Origin of the sequence: Shinella pollutisoli (genome assembly GCF_024609765.1) — a bacterium.
GTDB classification, from domain to species: Bacteria; Pseudomonadota; Alphaproteobacteria; order Rhizobiales; family Rhizobiaceae; genus Shinella; species Shinella pollutisoli.
Window position 1 is genome coordinate 46,967 of sequence record NZ_JANFDG010000004.1, and the last position, 20,376, is coordinate 67,342.

Sequence of the window (20,376 nt, forward strand, 5' to 3'; positions counted from 1 at the left end):
GGGCCGCGGGAACGAGCAGGGCAGGACCACATGGCACGCACGCGCGCAGTCGATTTCGAGGAGAAGCAGCGTGGCATTCTTTCGAGTGCCGCGACGGTGTTCGCCGAGATGGGCATGGAGAAGGCCTCCATGGCGATGATCGCCTCGCACAGCGGCGTCTCCAAGGCCCTGCTCTACCATTACTATCCGAGCAAGGACGCGCTGATCTTCGATATCGTGCGCACGCATCTTTCAGAACTGGAGGCGGCGATCGAGGCGGCCGACCGCACCGACGTCGCGCCGCAGGAGCGGCTGCGCCTGCTCGTCAAGGCGGTGCTGAAGAATTACGAGGGCGCCGACAACGAGCACAAGGTGCAGCTCAACGGCACCAGCGCGCTCTCGCCCGAGCAACTCGCCGAGCTGCAGGCGATCGAGCGGCGCATCGTCAAGCGCTTCTCCGGCGTCATCCGCGACATCAACCCGGAGCTGAACAAGGAGCGGCCGCTGCTGATGCCCGTCACCATGTCGCTCTTCGGCATGATGAACTGGGTCTACATGTGGTTCCGCCCCGACGGCCCGATCACCCGCGACGAATATGCCGACATCGCCACCACGCTGATCCTGGAGGGTGTGAAGGCGGTGAGGTAGGGCTACGGCCCCCTCATCCGCCCTTCGGGCACCTTCTCCCCGAGGGGAGAAGGGGATTGTGCCGCGACGTCTCGTTTCTCCTTCTCCCCAGCGGGGAGAAGGTGCCCGAAGGGCCGGATGAGGGGGCGGCAACTGCAACCTCACCCCTTCGTCTTCGCCACCATCGTCAGCACGTCGTACTGCGCGACCGTCGCGCCGTGCTGGTTCGTCACGTTGCAATCCCAGCGCACCTCGCCGTGCTCGGCATTGGCGCGCGGATTGATCTCTTTGCAGGTGAGCGTGACGCCGAGCGTGTCGCCCGGATTGACGGGGGTGAGGAAGCGCAGGTTGTCGACGCCGTAATTGGCGAGCACCGGACCCGGTGCCGGATCGACGAAGAGGCCGGCGGCAAAGGAGACGATGAGATAGCCGTGCGCCACCCGCCCGTCGAAGAACGGGTTGGCCTTCGCCGCCGCCTCGTCCATGTGGGCGTAGAAGGTGTCGCCGGTGAAATGCGCGAAATGCTCGATGTCCTCCAGCGTCACCGTGCGCGTCGCGGTGACGAGCTGGTCGCCGATCCTGAGTTCCGCGAGCGACTTGCGGAAGGGATGCTCGCCGTCGAGGCGCACCTCGGCCCCAGGCACCCAGCGGCCGGTGACGGCGGAAAGCAGCGTCGGCGCGCCCTGTACGGCGGTGCGCTGCATGTAGTGTTTCACCCCGCGCATGCCGCCGAGCTCCTCGCCGCCGCCGGCCCGGCCGGGGCCGCCGTGGACGAGGACGGGCAGCGGCGAGCCGTGGCCGGTGGAGCTTTTCGCGCTCGCCCGGTTGCCGATCATCACCCGGCCGTGGAAGGGGGCAAGCCCGAGCACGACCTCCTCGGCGAAACCCGGATCGTTGGTGAAGACCGAGGCGACGAGGCTGCCCTTGCCGCGCCGGGCGAGATCGACCGCCTCCTCCGCCGTGTCGTAGGGCATGACGGTCGAGACCGGGCCGAAGGCCTCCACGTCGTGCACGGCGCGGGCGGCAGCCGGCCGGTCGCAATAGAGCAGCACCGGATTGAGGAAGGCGCCGGCCATGGCGTCGCCCGAGACGACCGAGGGATTGTCCGGGTCGCCGGCGACGATCTCGGCGTCGGCGGAAAGATCGCGGATGCGGGCGCGGACCTCCTCGCGCTGGTCGAGGCTGGCGAGCGGGCCCATGCGGACCGCCTCGTCGGCCGGGTTGCCGATGGCCGTTTTGCCGAGCCGGTCGCGCAGGCCTGCGATCAGCGCCTCGCTGCAGGACCGCGGGGCGATGACGCGGCGGATGGCGGTGCATTTCTGCCCGGCCTTGGCCGTCATCTCGCGGGCGACCTCGCGGACGAACAGGTCGAACTCCTCCGTGCCGGGGGCGGCGTCGAGGCCGAGCACGGCGGCGTTCAGGCTGTCGGCCTCCATGGTGAAGCGCACGGAATTGTCGACGATGGCGCGGTGCGTCTTCAGCTTGCGGCCGGTCGCGGCGGAACCGGTGAAGGTGACGGCGTCCTGGCCCTCGACATGGTCGAGCAGGTCGCCGACCGAGCCGCAGACGAGCTGCAGCGCCCCCTCCGGCAGGATGCCGGTCTCGACGATGCGGCGCACCATCAGCTCGGTGAGATAGGCGGTCTGGCTCGCCGGCTTGACGACGGTGGGAACGCCGGCGAGCAGCGTCGGGGCGATCTTCTCCAGCATGCCCCAGCAGGGGAAGTTGAAGGCGTTGATATGGACGGCGACGCCCTGCAGGGGGCTGAGGATATGCCGGGCGGAGAAGCTGCCGTCCTTGGAGAGGGTTTCCACCTCGCCGTCGAGCAGCACGCGGGTGTTCGGCAGCTCGCGCCGGCCCTTGGAGGCGTAGGAGAGCAGCGTGCCGATGCCGCCCTCGATGTCGATCCAGCTGTCGGCGCGGGTGGCGCCGGTGGCGGTGGAGAGCGCGTAGAACTCCTCCTTCCGCTCCATCAGCGCCTGGCCGAGCGCCTTCAGCATGGCCGCGCGCTCGTGGAAGGAGAGACGGCGCAGCGCCGGGCCGGCTTTCTCGCGGCCGTAGGCGAGCACGGCCTTGAAGTCGATGCCGGTCGAATCGATGAAGGCGACCGGCGCGCCCGTCGCCGCGTCGAGCAGCGGCACGCCGTCCTTCGCGCCCGCCACCCACCGGCCGCAGACATAGCTTTCGAGCCGGCGCGGCCGGTTTGCCATGACGTTCATCTTGCTAATCCTTCCGTCTTGTCTTTCTTGCCCCTTCTCCGGGGAGAAGGTCGTGGCAGCGGGCGCCGCAGGCGAAGTATCGTGCGTTCCGCCCCCCTCATCCGGCCCTTCGGGCCACCTTCTCCCCGCCGGGGAGAAGGGGAGGAAGCGGCTCAGTTCAGATCCAGCGCGGAAAGCTCCGCATCGACCGCCGCCCGCCATTCGGCAAGCAGGGTCTCGTTGGGCGTATGCCTGAGCCCGAAGCGCGACAGCGTCGTGAAGCGGACGGAGCCCGAATGGCCGAAACTCTCGGCGACGCGCGGATACCAGTAGGCGACAGCCGCTTTCGCCTTCGCGCGGCCCTCGGTGTCGGCGGCGATGCGGGCGAGGCCGGCGGCGCCGAGCTCGGCGTGCCGCGTCTCGCGCGGCAGGATCGCGCGGAAAACCTCGGCGAGCGGCTGGTAGGAGACGCGCGACAGTTCCTTGAGCTGCACGGTGCCGGCGCGGCCCATCAGCACGTTCATGACGACGGCGTCCACCCAGCCTTCGAGCGGATAGTGGAAGACGGAGAGGCGCATGTCGCCGCCCTGCCGGGTCGCGCCGATCTCGGCCTCGCGGGCGAGGCGCGCCGCCCAGGGATGGTGCGCGGCATAGCGGCCGCCGTCGGCGCCGAAGCTCTCCATCACTTTCAGCACCTGGCCGGCATGGTCGGTCTTCTCCAGCACGATGCGGGCGGCGGAGATGCGCTCCTGGATGCCGGGCGCGTCGTTGATCGTGTCGGCGAAGCCGGCGGAGCCGGCAAGCTCGCTGTCGACGAAGCTCGCCATCAGGCGGAGCAGCTCGCCGCGATAGCGCGGCGGCACGTTGGCCGGCGACGTGAGCACGCCGCCCTGCGCCAGGTAGTCCTCGATCGGCATCGTGTCGGTCATGGAATCTTCCCTCTAGAAGCAATTCCAGCAAAAGTGCGAAGCGGTTTTGCGTCCGGAATTGCGTAAAAACAAAGAGATAGAGTGTTTTCGCTTTTCGGAGAAAAGCGGAAATGCTCTATTGATCGTAGCTGACGACGATGCGGTCGCTGAGCGGGTAGCACTGGCAGGTGAGCACGTAGCCCTGGCGCACCTCGTAGTCCTCCAGCGCGTGGTTGGTCTCCATCTCGACCTCGCCTTCCAGCACCTTGGCGCGGCAGGTGGAACAGACGCCGGCCTTGCAGGCATAGGGCGCGTCCATGGCGTTCTCGAGTGCTGCCTCCAGCAGGCTCTGGCCCTGCTTGGGGAAGCGGAAGCTGCGCGTCGCGCCGTCGAGCGTGACGGTCGCCTCGCAGGCCGCGCCGTGGTCGGCGCCGTTTGCGGCCTCCACCTTGCGGCGCGCCCGGCCGGGCTGCGAGGAGGCGAAGAGCTCGAACTTGATCCGGTCGTCGGAAAGGCCGTGCTCGCGAAGGGACGCGGCGATCGCCAGCATCATCGGCTCCGGCCCGCAGATGAAGGCGGTCGCGACCGATTTCAGGTCGATCCAGCCCTTGAAGAGGGCGGCGCATTTCTCCGCATCGACGCGGCCGGTGAAGAGGTCGATGTCCTGCGCCTCGCTTTCCAGCACGTGCAGCACCGAGAAGCGGCCGAGATAGATGTTCTTCAGGTCCTCCAGCTCCTCGCGGAACATGATCGAGCTGATCTGCCGGTTGGCATAGACCAGCGTGAAACGCGAGCGCGGCTCGCGTGCCAGCACCGTCTTGATGATGGAGAGCACCGGCGTGATGCCGCTGCCGCCGGCGAAGCCGAGATAGTGTTTTGCCGCCTCCGGCTCCAGCGCCGTGAAGAAGGCGCCCATCGGCGGCATCGCCTCCAGCGTGTCGCCGGGCTTCAGGTTCTCGTTGACCCAGGTGGAGAAGCAGCCGCCGTCGACGCGCTTGATGCCGACCTTGAGCACGCCCTCGTCCTTGCCGGCGCAGATCGAATAGGAGCGGCGCAGCTCCTCGTCCTCGAAGCGGCGGCGGAAGGTGAGGTACTGGCCCTGCGTGAAGTCGAAGACCGCCCGGTCCTCGTCCGAAGGTTTGAGCGTGACCACGACCGCGTCGCGCGTCTCGCGGCGGACGTCGGTGACGGTCAGGGGATGAAAACGTGTCATGTGCGGAGCCCCTCCCAATGGGTCAGATGCACTTGAAATAGTCGAACGGTTCCAGGCAGTCGGTGCAGCGGTAGCTCGCCTTGCAGGGCGTCGAGCCGAACTGGCTGATCTTCTCCGTGTTCGCCGATCCGCAGCGCGGACAGGCGATCGTCAGGTTCGAGCGGCCGGACAGCCGGTCGATGCGCTTCATCAGCACGCCGTCGGCGGCGGTGCCGTCGATCGGCGGGGCGATGCCGTAGGCTTTCAGCTTCTCGCGGCCCTCGGCACTGATCCAGTCCGTCGTCCAGGCGGGCGACAGGCGGCGTTCGAGCCGGACCTTGCCGAGGCCCTTCGCGGCGAGTGCTGCCTCGATGTCGAGGTTGATCACCGTGGTGGCGGGACAGCCGGAATAGGTCGGCGTCACCGTCACCACCAGCGTGTCGTCCCGCCATTCGACGTCGCGGATAATGCCGAGGTCGGTGAGCGAGATCACCGGGATCTCCGGGTCCGGCACCTCCGACAGCCAGTGCCAGACCTCCTCGACGGAGGGGCGGAGCGCCGTGGCCATCGTCCCGCCCCTACCAGGTCGCGCCCGGATAGGCGCGCTGGAGGAACTGCAGCTCGGACAGGATGTAGCCGAGATGCTCGGTGTGCACGCCGCGCCGGCCACCCTTGTGCATGTAGCCGTCGGCGGGCCGCTTCAGCGTCGCTTCGGCGAGCGCGTCGGCGACGATCTCGTCCCAGCCGGCCTTGAGGCTTTCCGGCGAAGGCACCACGCCGGCTTCGGCGAGCGCGGCATCCGAGGCGTCCCCCACGAACATCTCGCCCGTATAGGGCCAGAGGTCGGCGAGCGCTTCCTGCATGCGGCGATGGCTTTCGGCCGTGCCGTCGCCGAGGCGGATGATCAGGTCGCGGCTGCGCTCCAGGTGATAGGCCACTTCCTTGAAGGCCTTCTCGGCGATCTCGGCGATGCGGCGGTCGGTCGAGCCCTTCAGCGCCTTGAGCAGCAGGTAGTGCCACGCGTCGAACAGGAACTGGCGCATCAGCGTCTTGCCGAAATCGCCGTTCGGGCGCTCGACGAGCAGCAGGTTGCGGAACTCGTAGCCGTCGCGCAGATAGGCGAGGTCGTCGGCCGTGCGGCCCCTGCCCCCCACCTCGCCGGCAAGCCCGAGCCAGAGCTGCGTCTGGCCGATCAGGTCGAGCGCGGTGTTGGCGAGCGCGATGTCCTCCTCCAGCACCGGCGAATGCCCGCACCATTCGGAGACGCGGTGGCCGAGCACCAGCGCATTGTCGCCGGTGCGCAGCAGGAATTCGAGGAGGGCGGCCTTATCGACCGTCGCTTCGGGGGTCGCGGTCGCCATCACATGTGCCCCACTTCGTCCGGGATGTCGAAGAAGGTCGGGTGGCGGTAGACCTTGGAGTTCGACGGATCGAACAGCGGCCCCTTGTCGGAGGGGGCGCTCGCGGTGATGTCGGCGGACTTCACCACCCAGATGCTGACGCCCTCGTTGCGGCGCGTGTAGACGTCGCGGGCGTTGTTGATCGCCATCTCGGCGTCGGGCGCGTGCAGGCTGCCGACATGGCGGTGGTTGAGGCCGTGCTGGCCCCGGATGAAGACTTCCCAAAGCGGCCATTCGCTGGACATGGTTCTCTCTCCCAAAACCTATTCGGCGGCGATCTTCGCCGCGGCGCGGCGCTCGGCCATCTTTTCCGCATGCGCCGTCAGGCCGTCGCGGAACCAGGCGCCGTCGTTCCAGGCCTTGCGGCGGGCTTCGAGGCGTTCGGCATTGCACGGGCCGTTGCCGGCGATGACGTTGAAGAACTCCTCCCAGTCCGGCTGGCCGAAGTCGTAGCCGCCCTTCTCCTCGTTCCATGTCAGGTCCGGGTCGGGAACGGTGAGGCCGAGATACTTTGCCTGCGGCACGGTCTGGTCGACGAATTTCTGGCGCAGCTCGTCGTTGGAGTTCTGCTTGATCTTCCAGGCCATCGACTGGGCCGAGTGCACGGAGGCGTCGTCGGAGGGGCCGAACATCATCAGCGACGGCCACCACCAGCGGTTCAGCGCGTCCTGCACCATGGCCTTCTGCGCGGGCGTGCCCTTCACCATCTTCATCAGGATGTCGTAGCCTTGGCGCTGGTGGAAGCTTTCCTCCTTGCAGATGCGGATCATGGCCCGGGAATACGGGCCGTAGGAACAGCGCTGCAGCGGCACCTGGTTCATGATCGCCGCCCCGTCGACCAGCCAGCCGATGGCGCCGATATCGGCCCAGGTCAGCGTTGGGTAGTTGAAGATCGACGAATATTTCGCCTTGCCGGAATGGAGCTGCTCGTAGAGCTCGTCGCGGCTCACCCCGAGCGTCTCGGCGGCGCAGTAGAGATAGAGGCCGTGGCCCGCCTCGTCCTGCACCTTGGCGAGCAGGATCGCCTTCCTTTCGAGCGTCGGCGCGCGGGTGATCCAGTTGCCTTCCGGAAGCTGGCCGACGATCTCGGAATGGGCGTGCTGGCTGATCTGGCGGACCAGCGTCTTGCGGTAGCCCTCCGGCATCCATTCCTTCGGCTCGATCTTCTGCCCGGCGTCGACGCGTTCCTGGAAGGCGCGCTCGACCGGGTCCATCTCGTCGAGCGAGCGCAGCCGCGTACTGTCGGTCTTCACCATCTGTGCATACATGGTCGTCTCCTCCTGGCGTGACGCGTCAGACGCGCTCGATGATCATGGCGATGCCCTGGCCGACGCCGATGCACATGGTACAGAGTGCATAGCGCCCGCCCTGGCGGTGGAGCTGGTAGGTCGCGGTGGTGACGAGCCGCGCGCCGCTCATGCCGAGCGGATGGCCGATGGCGATGGCCCCGCCGTTCGGGTTCACGTGCGGAGCGTCGTCCGGCAGGCCGAGGTTGCGCAGCACCGCGAGCGCCTGCGAGGCGAAGGCCTCGTTGAGCTCGATCACATCCATCTGCGCAAGCGAAAGGCCGGCGCGCTCCAGCACGCGGCGGGCGGCGGGCGCCGGGCCGACGCCCATGATGCGCGGCTCGACGCCGGCGGCCGCCATGGCGACGACGCGCGCCTTCGGCGTGAGGCCTTGCGCCTTCGCCGTCGCCTCGCTGGCGATCAGCAGGGCTGCGGCGCCGTCGTTGACGCCCGAGGCATTGCCGGCGGTGACGGAGAGGTCGGGGCCGTTGATGCCCTTCAACTTGGCGAGCTGCTCGGCCGTCGTGCCGGGACGGGGATGCTCGTCGCGGTCGACGACGATCGGATCGCCCTTCTTCTGCGGCACGTGGACGGGCACGATCTCGTCGGCGAAGATCCCGGCCTCGTGCGCGGCGGCCCAGCGCGCCTGGCTGCGGGCGGCGAAGGCGTCCTGGTCCTCGCGGCTGACGGCGAAATCGGCGGCGACGTTGTCGGCCGTCTCCGGCATGGAATCGACGCCGAAGGCCTTCTTCATCTTCGGGTTGACGAAGCGCCAGCCGATGGTGGTGTCGTAGACGGCATTGGCGCGCGAGAAGGCGCTCTCGGCCTTGGGCATGACGAAGGGGGCGCGGCTCATGCTCTCGACGCCGCCGGCGATGACGAAATCGCAGTCGCCGGCGCGGATGGCGCGCGCCGCCATGCCGACGGCGTCCATGCCGGAGCCGCAGAGCCGGTTGACGGTGGTGCCGGGGATGGAGACGGGCAGGCCCGAGAGCAGCACGGCCATGCGGCCGACATTGCGGTTGTCCTCGCCCGCCTGGTTGGCGCAGCCGTAGACGAGGTCGTCGACCTTCGTCCAGTCCACCTGCGCGTTGCGCGCCATCAGCCCGGCGAGGGGCACGGCGGCCAGGTCGTCGGCGCGCACCGACGACAACAGCCCGCCGTAGCGGCCGATCGGGGTGCGGACGGCATCGCAGATGAAGGCTTCGGACACGCGGCTTCCTCCCTGGTCCCGGGGCCGGTCCGCCTCCCTCCTGGAAACATTGACCGACCGATCGGTTATCTATTTACCACCCAACATGTCACAAATCAACGGACATTTTCGTCTTTTCTGTGATGTTTCGGGATGCCTTCTCGCATCATAGCACGACGGCGGCGGATTCCGCGGGAAAAGTGGGTTTTCAGGCCGTCTCGCGCAGGAGGGCGAGGCGGCGGAGCGTCGCTTCGCTTGCCTCCGGCAGCGCGCCGTCGGCGGTGACGAAGCGGCGGGCGACGTGCCGGTCGGCCTCGGGCGAGAGGCGGAGGTAGAGGTCGCAGAAGAGTCGCCGCGCCGCCGCGCCAGGCCAGTCCGCCGGCAGAGCGGCCGCCGGCAGGCGCGGATCGCGCAGCACGACGAGGCGGAACTGGTGGACGAGGAGGAGCCGCACGGCGAGGCATGTGGCGGGATCGGGCCTGAGCCCCCCTTCGAGTTCGCCGGTAAGCGCGCCGAAACGGTCGAGGAAGCCGCGATAGGCGGCCGCGTGCGGCTCGAGCGCCCAGTGCTCGCGCGCGAAGGCGCCGAGATCGTCCTCGCCCTGCACGATCCCGGCGCGGAACACGACGCCCCGGGTGAGAGAGGGCGGCAACGGCCGGCAGCCGACGGCGAGCCGCGGCCCGAGGCGTGCATGCCCCGCCCGCTCCAGCGCCTGCATCGCCTCCTCGGGCGCGCTGCCCGTAAGATGGACGAAATGCCAGTCCGCCGGCTCCGGCGGGCCGAACAGCAGGCGCGCGGCGGCGGAAAACTCCGCGCGCGCGGGCGCGGTCAGCCGATAGAAGCTCCGCCGCCCCTCGCGCTCGCCGGAAAGCTGGCCGGCGGCGACGAGGCGCGAGACGGCGGTGCGCACCAGCGTCTCGCTGATGCCGACGGCCGCGCAGGTCTCGATCAGGCTGCCGATCCACACGACGCCGCCGCGCGGCTCGACCACGTCGCCGTAGACGGTGACGATGAAGCTCGCCGCCTTCAGCGGGCCCTGCCCGAGGGCAAGCCGCACCAGCGCCCCGCCCCTGCCTGTGGTTGCGCCGCTCGACAAGACGGAACGCCTCTTTCGCTCACGAGAATCGGTTCGCCCGCTTGTACAGGAAGCGGCGCACCGCTGGAACTGTACCCATAGTCGGCCATCCGTCACAAACCTGCAACGTGACTGGTTTAGCGGTGCCGCGATGTCACCGTAACAGGAGAACCGGACATGCGGAGCCTCATAGCCATCCTCACAGCAACCACGATCCTCGCCGCGCCGCTTATCGCCTCGGCGGCGACGGTCTATCCGCTGGACCGCGCCACGATCCTCGTATCCTCGCCCTTCGACGTGAAGGTCGAGTTCGACACGGTCGTCGCCGAGGGCGACGTCAGCGTCACGATCAACGGCAAGCCCGCCGCCGAGGTGCTCGGCAAGGCGCCGACCTTCATCGAGAAGGAAGAGGGTGCGGAGGCCTCCGCGCTGCGCATCGACGCGGCGGCGCTTGCCGAGCCCGGCAGCTACACCGTCGTCGCCAGGGCCGGCGGCGAGGAGAAGACCGTGACCTGGGAGGTCTACGGCACGCCGGACGCACCGGCCGCGAAGAACGTCATCTTCCTGATCGCCGACGGCCTCTCCGTCTCCCACCGCACCGCCGCGCGCATCATGTCGAAGGGCATGACCGAGGGCAAGGCGAACGGCCGCCTCGCCATGGACGACCTCGACCGCATGGCCTTCATCGGCACGTCCTCGACGGAAGCGGTCGCCACCGACAGCGCCAACACCATGTCGGCCTACATGACCGGCCACAAGAGCGCCGTCAACGCGCTCGGCGTCTATGCCGACCGCACCGCAGACCCGTTCGACGACCCGAAGGTCGAGACGCTGGCCGAGGCCGTGCGCCGCCAGACCCGCAAGTCGCTCGGCATCGTCACGACGTCGGAGCTGCAGGACGCGACGCCGGCCGCCGTCTTCGCCCATACCCGCCGCCGCGCCGAGAAGGCCGACATCAACAGCCAGATCTTCGAGCTGAAGCCCGACGTCATCCTCGGCGGCGGCTCGGCCTATTTCCTGCCGCAGTCGACGGCCGGCTCCAAGCGCAAGGACGACATCGACCACGTCGGCCTCTACCGGGAGGCCGGCTATACGCTCGCGACCTCGAAGGCGGAGCTTGCGGCCGCCTCCGGCTCCAACAGCGGCAAGGTGCTCGGCCTCTTCCACACCGGCAACATGGACTCGACGCTCGACCGCGAATTCCTGAAGAAGGGCACCGTCGACAAGTTCCCCGGGCAGCCGGGCCTCGTCGACATGACCCGCACGGCGATCGAGCAGCTTTCCAGGAACCCGGAAGGCTTCGTCCTCGTCGTCGAGGCGGCCAATGTCGACAAGATGTCCCACCCGCTCGACTGGGACCGCGCGGTCTTCGACACGATCGAGTTCGACCAGGCGATCGGCGTGGCGCGTGAATTCGCCGCCGCCAATCCCGACACGCTGATCGTCGTGACGGGCGACCACACGCACGGCGTCTCGATCATCGGCACGGTCGACGACGAGAAGGCCGGCGACGACATGCGCGAGAAGGTCGGCACCTATGCCGAGGCCGGCTTCCCGAACTACGAGGACGCCGACGGCGACGGCTATCCGGACCGCGTCGACGTCTCGCGCCGCCTGTTCCTCGCCGCCAACAACGGCCCGGACCACTACGAGACCTTCCGCCCGAAGCTCGACGGCCCGTTCGTTCCGGCGATCCAGGACGAGAACAAGACGTACATCGCCAACGAGGCCTACAAGGATGTGCCCGGCGCCGTCTTCGTCGCCGGCAACATCCCGCGCGACGGCGACACCGGCGTCCATTCGGTGGACGACGTGGTGCTGCAGGCGACGGGCCCCGGCTCGGAAGGCTTCAAGGGCTATCTGGAGCAGAGCGACGTCTACCGCGTGATCGCCGAGGCGCTGGCGCTCGGCGCCAAGCAGACGCAGTAGGCAGAAGGCTGTTCCTCGCCCGGCGCGGACATGAGGTCCGGCCCGGGCGGGGCACCCACCCTCCCCTCGATTGGGAGGGTGGGCCGAAGCCCTCGAGAATGGGGGGAATCGGAAGAATGGGGTGGTCTTGTCCACCCCCCTCTGGCCTGCCGGCCATCTCCCCCTCAAGGGGGGAGATCGGCAAGAGGTGAAAGCCTCGCTTGAGCCGCACCGTCAGCGATGGGCGAAACGGTGCTCCATCTGATCTCCCCCTTGAGGGGGAGATGGCCGGCAGGCCAGAGGGGGGTATCGCGACGCGACCGCCTCTGCATCGAAGGAGAAGGACATGTTCGCCATCCGCCCTCGCCGCCGCGCCTTTCTCGGCCTGATGGCCGCCGCCCTGCTCGCGGGACCGCGCCGTGCCCGCGCGGCCGGCTCGACCGTCGGCTTCGGCGAGCTCTATGCCAGCTTCGGCGTGCTCGGCCTCGTCTTCTCCGACAAGGTGAAGGCGCTTGCCGGCAAGCCGGTCTCCATGCGCGGCTTCATGGCGCCGCCCTTGAAGGCGGAGGCGAATTTCTTCGTGCTGACGGAGATCCCCATGGCGCTCTGCCCCTTCTGCTCGTCGGATGCCGACTGGCCGGACAACATCGTCGTCGTCTATCTCGACAGCGCCCAGACCTTCGAGCAGGCGAACGGCCTCATCGACGTCTCCGGCACGCTGGAGGTCGGCTCCTGGCGCGATCCGGAGACGGGGTTCGTCAGCCTGCTGCGCATCGTCGGCGCCGAATTCCGGCGGGCCTGACCATGCTGGCGCTGACGATCGAAGGGCTCGAACTTACCTATCCCGGCCTCGCCGCGCCGGTGCTGGACATCCCCGGGCTCACCGTCGCGGCGGGGGCGCATGTCGCGCTTACCGGCGCCTCCGGCTCGGGCAAGACCAGCCTCGTCAACGTGATCACCGGCATGGAGCGGGCCGGCCGCGGCCGCATCCTGTGGAACGGCGAGGACATCGCCCTCCTCTCGGAGAACCGCCGCGACGGCTGGCGGCTCGCCCATGTCGGCCTCGTCATGCAGGAGTTCCACCTCTTTCCCGGCCTCTCGGCGGAGGCCAACGTGCTCCTGCCGCACCGCCTCTCGCGCCTGTCGCTGGAGCCCGGCATGCGCCGCCGCGCGCTCGACCTTCTCGAACGGGTCGGCATCGAGCGGCCCGGCCAGCCGGTCGAGACGATGTCGCGCGGCCAGATGCAGCGCGTCGCCGTCGCCCGGGCGCTGGTCGGCCGGCCGGGGGTCGTCGTCGCCGACGAACCGACGGCGAGCCTCGACAGGGAGGCGGGTGCCGCGGTCTCGGACCTCCTCCTCGAGCTCGCCCGCGAGACCGGCGCCACCCTGATCGCGGCAAGCCACGACGAGCGGCTGATCGGCCGGCTCGACCGGGTGGTGCGGCTCGAGAACGGCCGAATCGCCGGCGAGGCCGCCGTGCATCCGGGCGAAGGCACGAAGGTCGCTGCCGCTCTTTGAACCCGGAGCCGTCCCGGCGGACGCGTAGGATCGCGCAGAAACGAGACAGACGGTGCTTTTCGCGCTTCGGACAAGAGCGAAAATGCCCTGAGAGGAAAACCATGTTCCATTTCATCCTCGCCGACCTTCGCCGCAACCGCATCGGCGTCGCTCTCGTCGCCCTGCTCGTGGCGCTCGCCACCGCGCTCGGCGTGGCGGTGACGCTGCAGGAGCGGGCGCTCCGGCTCGGCAGCGCCCGCGCCTCCGCCCCCTTCGACCTCGTGGTGGGCGCGGCCGGCAGCGAGACGCAGCTCGTGCTCTCCGCGGTGTTCCTGCAGGCGGCTCCGCTGCCGCTTGCCGGCCCCGAGGTGCTCGCGGCGCTCCGGGCCGATCCGCGCGTCGAACGGGCGATCCCCGTCGGCTTCGGCGATTTCGTCGGCAGCCATCCGATCGTCGGCACGACGTCGGAGGCGATCGACCTGTTCGGCGGGCTCGCCGAGGGCACGGGCTTTGCGCATTTCGGCGACGCGGTGGCGGGCGCGCTGGTGCGCCAGGCCGTCGGCTCCAGCTTCCATCCCTTCCACGGCAATGCCGGCGAGGCGGGCGAGGTGCATGCCGAGGCCGAATACCGCATCGTCGGCCGCCTCGCGCCGACCGGAACGCCCTGGGACCGCGCCATCCTCGTGCCCATCCAGTCCGTCTGGGACGTCCACGCCGACCACGACCACGCGGCGGGCGGGGAAGAGGACGGGCATGACCACGCCGCGGAGGCGGCGCACGAGCACGACGATGATCACGGCCACGACCACGACCACGCCGGCGGCGCCGGCCGGCCGGTCGACGAGACGGTGCTGGCGGGCGGCGACAATCCCGGCGTGCCGGCCATCGTCGTCAAGCCGAGGAGCATCGCCGACGCCTACACGCTGCGCCAGGAATACCGCCGCGACACGACGATGGCGGTGTTCCCGGGCGAGGTGCTGACGCGGCTCTACGGCACGCTGGGCGACGCCCGCCGCGTGCTCGACGCGATCGCCGGCGGCGCGCAGGCGCTGGTCGCCGCGGCGATCCTGATGGTGGTCGTCGTGCACGTGCTGCAGCGCCGCCGGCAGATCGGCGCGCTGCGGGCCTTCGGGGCGCCGCGCGCGGTGGTGCTGTCGATGGTCTGGCTGGAGGTGTTCCTGATCCTGGCGGGCGGGCTGCTTGCCGGCTTCGCGCTCGGATACGGCGCCGTCAGGCTCCTCTCCGTGCGGCTGACGGAGGCGAGCGGCGTCGTGCTGCCGGTCGGCTTCACCGCCGCCGACGCCTGGACGCTCATCGGCCTGCTCGCGGTCGCGGCGCTCGCCACGCTCGTGCCGGTGCTGATCGCCTATCGCCAGACCCCGGCCCAGGCGCTGCGTGCCTGAGCCGGGGCCGCCGGCGGTCCGGGGGGATCAGGCCGCCTGGACGGACTTGGTGCGCGCGCCCTCGATGAAGGCGAGCGTGCGTTCGAGGTCGACGATGCCGGCCTGGCTGCCGAGGCCGGTCGCGTTGAGCGCGGAGGAGGCCTGCGCGAGCCGCGTCGCCGCCTCCGGGTCGTAGCCCTGCAGCAGGCCGGCGGCGAAGCCGGCGTTGAAGGCGTCGCCGCAGCCGCAGGTGCACACCACGTCGATCTCGAAAGCCGGCATGTGGAAGCGCGTGCCGTCGGCGTGGTGATAATAGGCGCCGGCCTCGCCCATGGTCATGATCGTGCACCGGACGCCGAGGTCGTTGAAGTAGCGGCCGATGTCCTCCTTCGTCGTCAGGCCGGACAGCGCCCGCGCCTCCTCGATGGAGGGGATGAAATAATCGGTGTGCGGCAGCAGGCCGGCGACGTTCTCCATGTCCTTGCGGTCGGCGGCGAAGACGTCGAGCGTGGTGATGCGGCCGCGGCGCTTGGCCTCGGCCATCAGGCGGAAGCTGCGCTCGCCGTCCATCCGGTCCATGAGCCCGGTGCCGCCCATGTGGACGATCCTGGCGTCCAGCACCTTGTCGTAGTCGTCCTCGTCGATGACGAAGGCGCCGGTGGCGCCGCGCATGTGCAGCGCCGGGCGCTGGCCGTCCGGCCGCGTCGTGACGATGGAGGAGGAGGTGCCGACGCCCGGGCAGAGCTGCATCATCGACGTGTCGATGTCGAACTGGCCCATGCGGCGGATCACCCATTCGCCCATCAGGTCGTCGCCGATGCCGCCGACGGCCAGCACCTTCATGCCGTATTTCGCCGCGACGATGGCGGCGGCGCCCGCCGCCCCGGAGACGGCCATCGCCACCTCCTCTATGAAATAGGTGTTGCCGCCCGGCGGGATCTCGGTGACCGGCCGGCCGAGGCAATCGAAGGTGAAGAAGCCGATCGAGGTGTAGTCGTACTGCATGGTCTGTTCCTCCCGGACCGGCGCGTTCGCGCCGATGCGCTCTGGTTGACGTCAAAAGGGTTCCGCTGCGCCGGCCCCTCCGGACCGCCGCACCGTCGTGGCCGGCAATGTTCCGCGTCTCCTCCGCCCGCCGGCCTCAGCCGTCGAGCAGGCTCTCCCCGACCTGCTCGTCCGTCAGGATCACGTGGGGAGAAAGAAGTTTCATGGCCGCGCGGAAGGCCGAGAGCTTGTGCCAGCCGCCCGAGGCCAGCACGATCTTGCGCGCCGAGCGCAGGGTATGCGGGTCGACGGCGACCACGCGCCGGTTGACGTCGTGGTCGATGACCCGGCCGTCCGCGTCGATGAAGCGGCAGAGGATGTCGCCGATGGCGCCGGCCCGCTGCAGCGAGACCATCTCCTCCTTGTCGAGCAGGCCGTAGCTGACGAAGGTGGAGGACGGCGACAGGTCGCCGACGCTGACAATGGCGATGTCGAGGTTCTCCGAGCGGCGGAAGACCTCGCGGATGCCCGGGTGCGTGAGGAGCGCGTCGCGGGTGCGCTCGTCGGGCGCGAAGACCGGCGCGGCGATCAGGTAGCTCTCCGCCGAGAGCCGGTCGCCGAGCCGCCAGGCGAATTCCGACGGGTTGAAGGTGCTGACCCGGGTGAGCCCGCCGAGCAGCGAGACCACCGAGACGCCGGCATGCTGCTGCTGCGGGATCGACGGCAGGCAGGAGCTCAGCGTCTTGCCCCAGCCGAGGCCGATCGTCGTGTTCTCGCTCAGGAGGTCGGTCAGGTACTCGCCGAGCACGGTGCCGATGATCTCCGGCACCATGTCCGGCTTCTGCGGCATCGGCACGACGATGGCGCGCTCGACCTTGAACTTGCGCTCCAGCTCGCGCTCCAGCTTGACGCAGTGGCTGTGCTTGGAGAGCACGCGGATCTGCACCGTGCCGTCGAGGCGGGCGGCCGCCAGCATGCGCAGCACCCGCGTGCGCGTCATGCCGAGCTCCTGGGCGACCTGATCCTGTGTCAGTCCCTCCTTGTAGTAGAGCCAGGCGGCCCGGGTCCGCAGATCGTCGTTCAGATCAGACACTCTCTCACTCTCTGTCAGGGGTTGGTCCAGTCTGCGTATAAATGACGGAACGGGCGCCTGCCGCAAGGGCGATCGCGCTCAGCCGCGTCGGCGGAAGAGATCGACCAGCACGGCGATGAGCACGACGCCGCCGACGATCACCCGCTGCCAGAAGCCGGAGACGTTGAGCAGCACGGTGCCATTGGCGAGCACGGTGAGCAGCATGGCGCCGAGCATCGTGCCGACGATCGAGCCCTGGCCGCCGCGCAGGCTGGTGCCGCCGAGGATGGCCGCGGTGATCGCGCCCATCAGCCACCCCTCGCCGACCGAGGGCTGGCCGGCGTCCATGCGGCTCGCGAACAGGATGCCGGCAAGCGCCGCGAACATGCCGGCGAGGCCGAAGACGAGGAACTCCACGAACTTGACGCGGATGCCGACGAGCACGGCCGCGTCGCGGTTGCCGCCGACGGCGAAGATGTTGCGGCCGAAGCGCGTCTGCGTCAGCAGCCAGATCAGCACGGCGCCGGAGACGAGGAAGACGAGGACCGGGATCGGCACGGACAGGATCTCGCCCTTGCCGAAGACGCCGAACGTCTCCCCGAGCGGCCGGATCGGATAGCCCTTGGTGATGACCATGGTGAGGCCGGCGAAGATCTCCCAGGTGGCGAGCGTGACGATGAACGGGTTGAGCCGCAGCCCCGCCACGAAGAATCCGTTGATGAAGCCGAGGCAGAGGCCGAAGCCCATGGTGAGCGGGATGACCGCATAGGGATGCACGCCGAACATGGTGAGCAGCAGCGAGCCGACGATGGCCGAAAGCCCGGCCGCCGCGCCCACCGACAGGTCGATGCCGCCGACGAGCAGCACCAGCGTCTGGCCGAGCGCGACCAGCCCGACGAAGGCCGCCTGCCGGGCGACGACCGACATGTTGTAGGTCGACAGGAAATTGTCGGTCGCCAAGGACAGAACGACCATCAGCGCGATCAGCGCGACGAGGATGCCGCTCGCCTCCCACTGCCAGAACCGGGCGAGGAGGCCGGCGCGCTTCTTGGCCGGGGCATGGGCGGAGGAAACGGTGATGTCGTGTGTCATGTCTTTGCCTTCCGGTGCCTAGCTCATGGCAAGCTGTAGGAGCGATTCCTGCGTCGCGGCGGCGGCGGCGGGGATTCCCTTCACCTTGCCCTCGTGCATCACGACGATGCGGTCGGAGACGTCGAGCACTTCCTCCAGCTCCGAGGAGATGAAGACGATCGACAGCCCTTCCCGGTCGGTGAAGCGGCGCAGTTCGTTCTGGATCTCGAATTTCGCGGCGACGTCGATGCCGCGCGTGGGCTCGTCCATGATCAGGACGCGGGCGTTGCGCATCAGCCAGCGGCCGATGATCACCTTCTGCTGGTTGCCGCCGCTGAGGCTGGTGATCGGGTCGGCGGGCGAGCCGAGCTTGATGCGCAGCCGCTCGACGAAGCCGTCGACCTCGCGCAGCATGTCGGCGGTGCGCATGCGCAGGAGGCCGCCGAAGCGGTCGAGCGAGGGCATGGTCATGTTCTCGGCGATGCTGAGCAGCGGGAAGATGCCCTCCTGCTTGCGCTCCTCCGGCAGGTAGACGAGGCCCTTGGCGATGCAGTCGAGCGGGCTGCGGCGCGCGTCGAGCCGCTCGCCGAACAGCTCGACCGTGCCGCCGTCGGCCTGGGTGAGGCCGAAGATGCACTTGGCGACCTCCGTGCGGCCCGCGCCGATCAGGCCCGAGACGCCGAGGATCTCGCCGCGGTGCAGCTCGAAGCTGACGTCATCGAACTCGCCGTGGCGGGTGAGGCCGTCGACCTTCAGCACCACCTCGCGCGCCTCCAGCCCGACATGCGGGGCGGGATTGCCGCGGCCGACGACGCGGCCGGCCATCTGGCGCACCATCTCGTCCTTGGTCGTGGTCTTCGGGTCGAGCTCGCCGACATGGGCGCCGTCGCGCAGCACGGTGATGCGGTCGGCGAGCTCCAGAATCTCGCCGAGGCGGTGGGAGATGTAGAAGACCGAGCCGCCCTCGGCGCGGAAGCGGCGGACATAGCTGAAGAGCTTCTCCGTCTCGCGCGAGGTGAGCGCCGCGGTCGGCTCGTCGAGGATGAGGATGCGGGCGAGCGTGGCGGCGGCGCGGGCGATCTGCACGAGCTGCTGCTGCGCCTTGCTCAGCCGGTGGACCTTGCTCGCCGGGTCGATCGATTCGTCGATCTCCAGCAGGTGGCGCAGCGCCTTGCGGCGCGTCTTCCTCCAGTCGATCGCAGGGCCGGTCGTCTCGTGCGCGCCGAGCATGATGTTCTCGGCGACGGTGAGGTCCGGCACGAGGTTGATCTCCTGCGGGGCGATGCTGATGCCCGCGCGCTGGGCGTCGAGCGGCCGGGCGAAGGCGACCTGCTCGCCGTCGCGGTGGAGCGTGCCGGAGCTCGGCCTGATCTTGCCGCAGAAGATGCTCATCAGCGTGCTCTTGCCCGCGCCGTTCTCGCCGATGATGGCATGGATCTCGCCCGCGCCGATGCCGATCGACACGCCCTTGAGGGCGTGGACGACGCCGTAGGACTTGGTGATGTCACGGGCCTCGAAGATGGGGTGCGTCATGGCCGGGCGTCTCCTGAACGGGGCGCGCCTTGCGCGCGCGCCCCGCCCGTCGGGGGTTACTTGCAGTCTTCCTTGGTGATGAAGCGCGAGCCGGTGTCGTGGAAGAGCGGCGTCGTGTGGTTCTCGTTCATGGCGACGAGGTACTTCACCGCCCAGTAGCCCATGTCCCACTGGCGCTGCGCCTTCAGGGCCGTGATCGTGCCGTCGCAGACGGCGTCGACCGCCTCCGGCAGGTCGTCCATGCCGACTATCGCCACCTTGCCGGCAAGCCCGGCGTTCTTGACCGCGCGCGCCGCGCCGATCGGGTTGGAGGCGTTGGAGCCGAACAGGCCGGCGATGTCCGGATGGGCCTGCAGCGCGTTCTCGGTCAGCGTGACGGCTTCCTCGAGGATGTCGTTGTCGGGCTGCTCGAAGACGATCGTCATGTCCGGATGGCTTTCCAGCGCCTTCTTGAAGCCCTGGATGCGCTCGACGTGGTCGGAGGCCGTCAGGCTGCCGGAGAGGATGCCGATCTTGCCCTTGCCGCCGAGGTGCTTGGCCAGGAACTCGCCGAGGTCGTAGCCGTCCTGGTAGCTGCTCTTCGGGCCGATGAAGGGGAATTTCTCGTCGCAGAACGAGTTGAAGGTGGTGACGTTGACGCCGGCCTCGCGGGCCTCCGTCAGGAGCTGCACGTTGGTGGCGCGGTCGAGGCAGGCGACGGCGAGCCCGTCCGGCTTGCGGCCGATATTGGTCTCGATGCGCTGGTTCTGGTCGGCGACGTCGGCCTGCGGCGGCTGGTCCCAGATGACGTTGACCTTGATGCCCGACTTCGCCAGCTCCTCGGCGGCGAACTTGCTGCCTTCCGCGACGACGTCGTACCAGGGATGGATGACCTTGGGGATGAAGACGAAGGTCAGCTCCTTGTCGATCGGCTTGAGCAGGTCCTGCTGGCTCTGGGCGATGGCGCCGGAAGCGGCAACCATCGATACGAGGCCTGCGGTCGTCAGAAGTTTGGACAGTTTCATTTCTACCTCCCAGTTGAACCTTGCCGGCCGCCTCGCGCGGGCTACGGCTTCCGCGCCTGCGCGGCGCG

General features: G+C 69.0%; 19 protein-coding genes. 5 read left to right on the forward strand and 14 right to left on the reverse strand.

Annotated features, from left to right (window positions below):
* Positions 1-30: 30 nt before the first annotated feature.
* The gene (locus NNZ72_RS04300) at positions 31-627 is read left to right on the forward strand and encodes a TetR/AcrR family transcriptional regulator (protein ID WP_257313226.1); all 597 of its coding nucleotides are present in this window, start codon (positions 31-33) and stop codon (positions 625-627) included.
* A 140-nt stretch (positions 628-767) separates the two neighbouring features.
* Here the strand turns inward: NNZ72_RS04300 and paaZ are convergent, their stop codons facing one another.
* The 9 genes from paaZ to paaX form a co-directional block, all read right to left on the reverse strand.
* Positions 768-2,825: a phenylacetic acid degradation bifunctional protein PaaZ gene (gene paaZ / locus NNZ72_RS04305; protein WP_257313229.1), complete on the reverse strand. Its 2,058-nt coding sequence runs from the start codon at positions 2,823-2,825 to the stop codon at positions 768-770.
* A 152-nt stretch (positions 2,826-2,977) separates the two neighbouring features.
* The gene (locus tag NNZ72_RS04310; protein ID WP_257313232.1) at positions 2,978-3,733 is read right to left on the reverse strand and encodes a Phenylacetic acid catabolic protein; all 756 of its coding nucleotides are present in this window, start codon (positions 3,731-3,733) and stop codon (positions 2,978-2,980) included.
* A gap of 115 nt (positions 3,734-3,848) precedes the next feature.
* Positions 3,849-4,925, reverse strand: coding sequence for a 1,2-phenylacetyl-CoA epoxidase subunit PaaE (gene paaE, locus NNZ72_RS04315; RefSeq protein WP_257313233.1), 1,077 nt, complete (start codon positions 4,923-4,925; stop codon positions 3,849-3,851).
* 22 nt (positions 4,926-4,947) lie between these two features.
* Entirely contained in the window at positions 4,948-5,472 is a 525-nt protein-coding gene (gene paaD / locus NNZ72_RS04320; protein ID WP_257313235.1) for a 1,2-phenylacetyl-CoA epoxidase subunit PaaD, read from the reverse strand.
* Between the two features lie 10 nt (positions 5,473-5,482).
* Positions 5,483-6,265 carry a 1,2-phenylacetyl-CoA epoxidase subunit PaaC gene (gene paaC / locus NNZ72_RS04325; protein ID WP_257313237.1) on the reverse strand — a complete coding sequence of 261 codons (783 nt, stop codon included), beginning with the start codon at positions 6,263-6,265 and terminating at the stop codon, positions 5,483-5,485.
* Positions 6,265-6,549 (reverse strand): 1,2-phenylacetyl-CoA epoxidase subunit PaaB, encoded by a 285-nt coding sequence (paaB, locus tag NNZ72_RS04330; protein ID WP_257313239.1) that lies wholly within the window; start codon positions 6,547-6,549, stop codon positions 6,265-6,267. Before paaB ends, paaC begins: the two co-directional genes overlap by 1 nt.
* A gap of 18 nt (positions 6,550-6,567) precedes the next feature.
* Positions 6,568-7,572, reverse strand: coding sequence for a 1,2-phenylacetyl-CoA epoxidase subunit PaaA (gene paaA, locus NNZ72_RS04335; RefSeq protein WP_257313242.1), 1,005 nt, complete (start codon positions 7,570-7,572; stop codon positions 6,568-6,570).
* A 25-nt stretch (positions 7,573-7,597) separates the two neighbouring features.
* Positions 7,598-8,803, reverse strand: coding sequence for a 3-oxoadipyl-CoA thiolase (pcaF, locus tag NNZ72_RS04340; protein WP_257313246.1), 1,206 nt, complete (start codon positions 8,801-8,803; stop codon positions 7,598-7,600).
* 187 nt (positions 8,804-8,990) lie between these two features.
* Positions 8,991-9,878, reverse strand: coding sequence for a phenylacetic acid degradation operon negative regulatory protein PaaX (gene paaX / locus NNZ72_RS04345; protein WP_371747700.1), 888 nt, complete (start codon positions 9,876-9,878; stop codon positions 8,991-8,993).
* 156 nt (positions 9,879-10,034) lie between these two features.
* Here paaX and NNZ72_RS04350 point away from each other — a divergent pair, with 156 nt between their 5' ends.
* From NNZ72_RS04350 to NNZ72_RS04365, 4 genes are all read left to right on the forward strand, one after another.
* The gene (locus NNZ72_RS04350) at positions 10,035-11,786 is read left to right on the forward strand and encodes an alkaline phosphatase (RefSeq protein ID WP_257313248.1); all 1,752 of its coding nucleotides are present in this window, start codon (positions 10,035-10,037) and stop codon (positions 11,784-11,786) included.
* A 325-nt stretch (positions 11,787-12,111) separates the two neighbouring features.
* Positions 12,112-12,567, forward strand: a complete 456-nt coding sequence (locus NNZ72_RS04355) for a hypothetical protein (RefSeq protein WP_371747701.1) — start codon at positions 12,112-12,114, stop codon at positions 12,565-12,567.
* Between the two features lie 2 nt (positions 12,568-12,569).
* Positions 12,570-13,283: an ABC transporter ATP-binding protein gene (locus NNZ72_RS04360; RefSeq protein WP_257313251.1), complete on the forward strand. Its 714-nt coding sequence runs from the start codon at positions 12,570-12,572 to the stop codon at positions 13,281-13,283.
* A 101-nt stretch (positions 13,284-13,384) separates the two neighbouring features.
* A complete protein-coding gene (locus NNZ72_RS04365) occupies positions 13,385-14,665 on the forward strand; it encodes an FtsX-like permease family protein (protein WP_257313254.1) in 1,281 nt (426 codons plus the stop codon).
* Between the two features lie 27 nt (positions 14,666-14,692).
* Here NNZ72_RS04365 and NNZ72_RS04370 read toward each other — a convergent pair whose 3' ends face one another.
* From NNZ72_RS04370 to NNZ72_RS04390, 5 genes are all read right to left on the reverse strand, one after another.
* A complete protein-coding gene (locus NNZ72_RS04370; protein WP_257313256.1) occupies positions 14,693-15,649 on the reverse strand; it encodes a carbohydrate kinase family protein in 957 nt (318 codons plus the stop codon).
* 136 nt (positions 15,650-15,785) lie between these two features.
* Complete coding sequence (locus tag NNZ72_RS04375) at positions 15,786-16,721, reverse strand: sugar-binding transcriptional regulator (RefSeq protein WP_257313260.1); 936 nt, start codon at positions 16,719-16,721, stop codon at positions 15,786-15,788.
* Between the two features lie 78 nt (positions 16,722-16,799).
* Positions 16,800-17,792, reverse strand: coding sequence for an ABC transporter permease (locus tag NNZ72_RS04380; protein WP_257313263.1), 993 nt, complete (start codon positions 17,790-17,792; stop codon positions 16,800-16,802).
* Positions 17,793-17,810: 18 nt separating this feature from the next.
* Positions 17,811-19,304 (reverse strand): sugar ABC transporter ATP-binding protein, encoded by a 1,494-nt coding sequence (locus NNZ72_RS04385; protein WP_257313266.1) that lies wholly within the window; start codon positions 19,302-19,304, stop codon positions 17,811-17,813.
* Positions 19,305-19,360: 56 nt separating this feature from the next.
* The gene (locus NNZ72_RS04390) at positions 19,361-20,308 is read right to left on the reverse strand and encodes a substrate-binding domain-containing protein (protein WP_257313268.1); all 948 of its coding nucleotides are present in this window, start codon (positions 20,306-20,308) and stop codon (positions 19,361-19,363) included.
* Between the last annotated feature and the right edge of the window lie 68 nt (positions 20,309-20,376).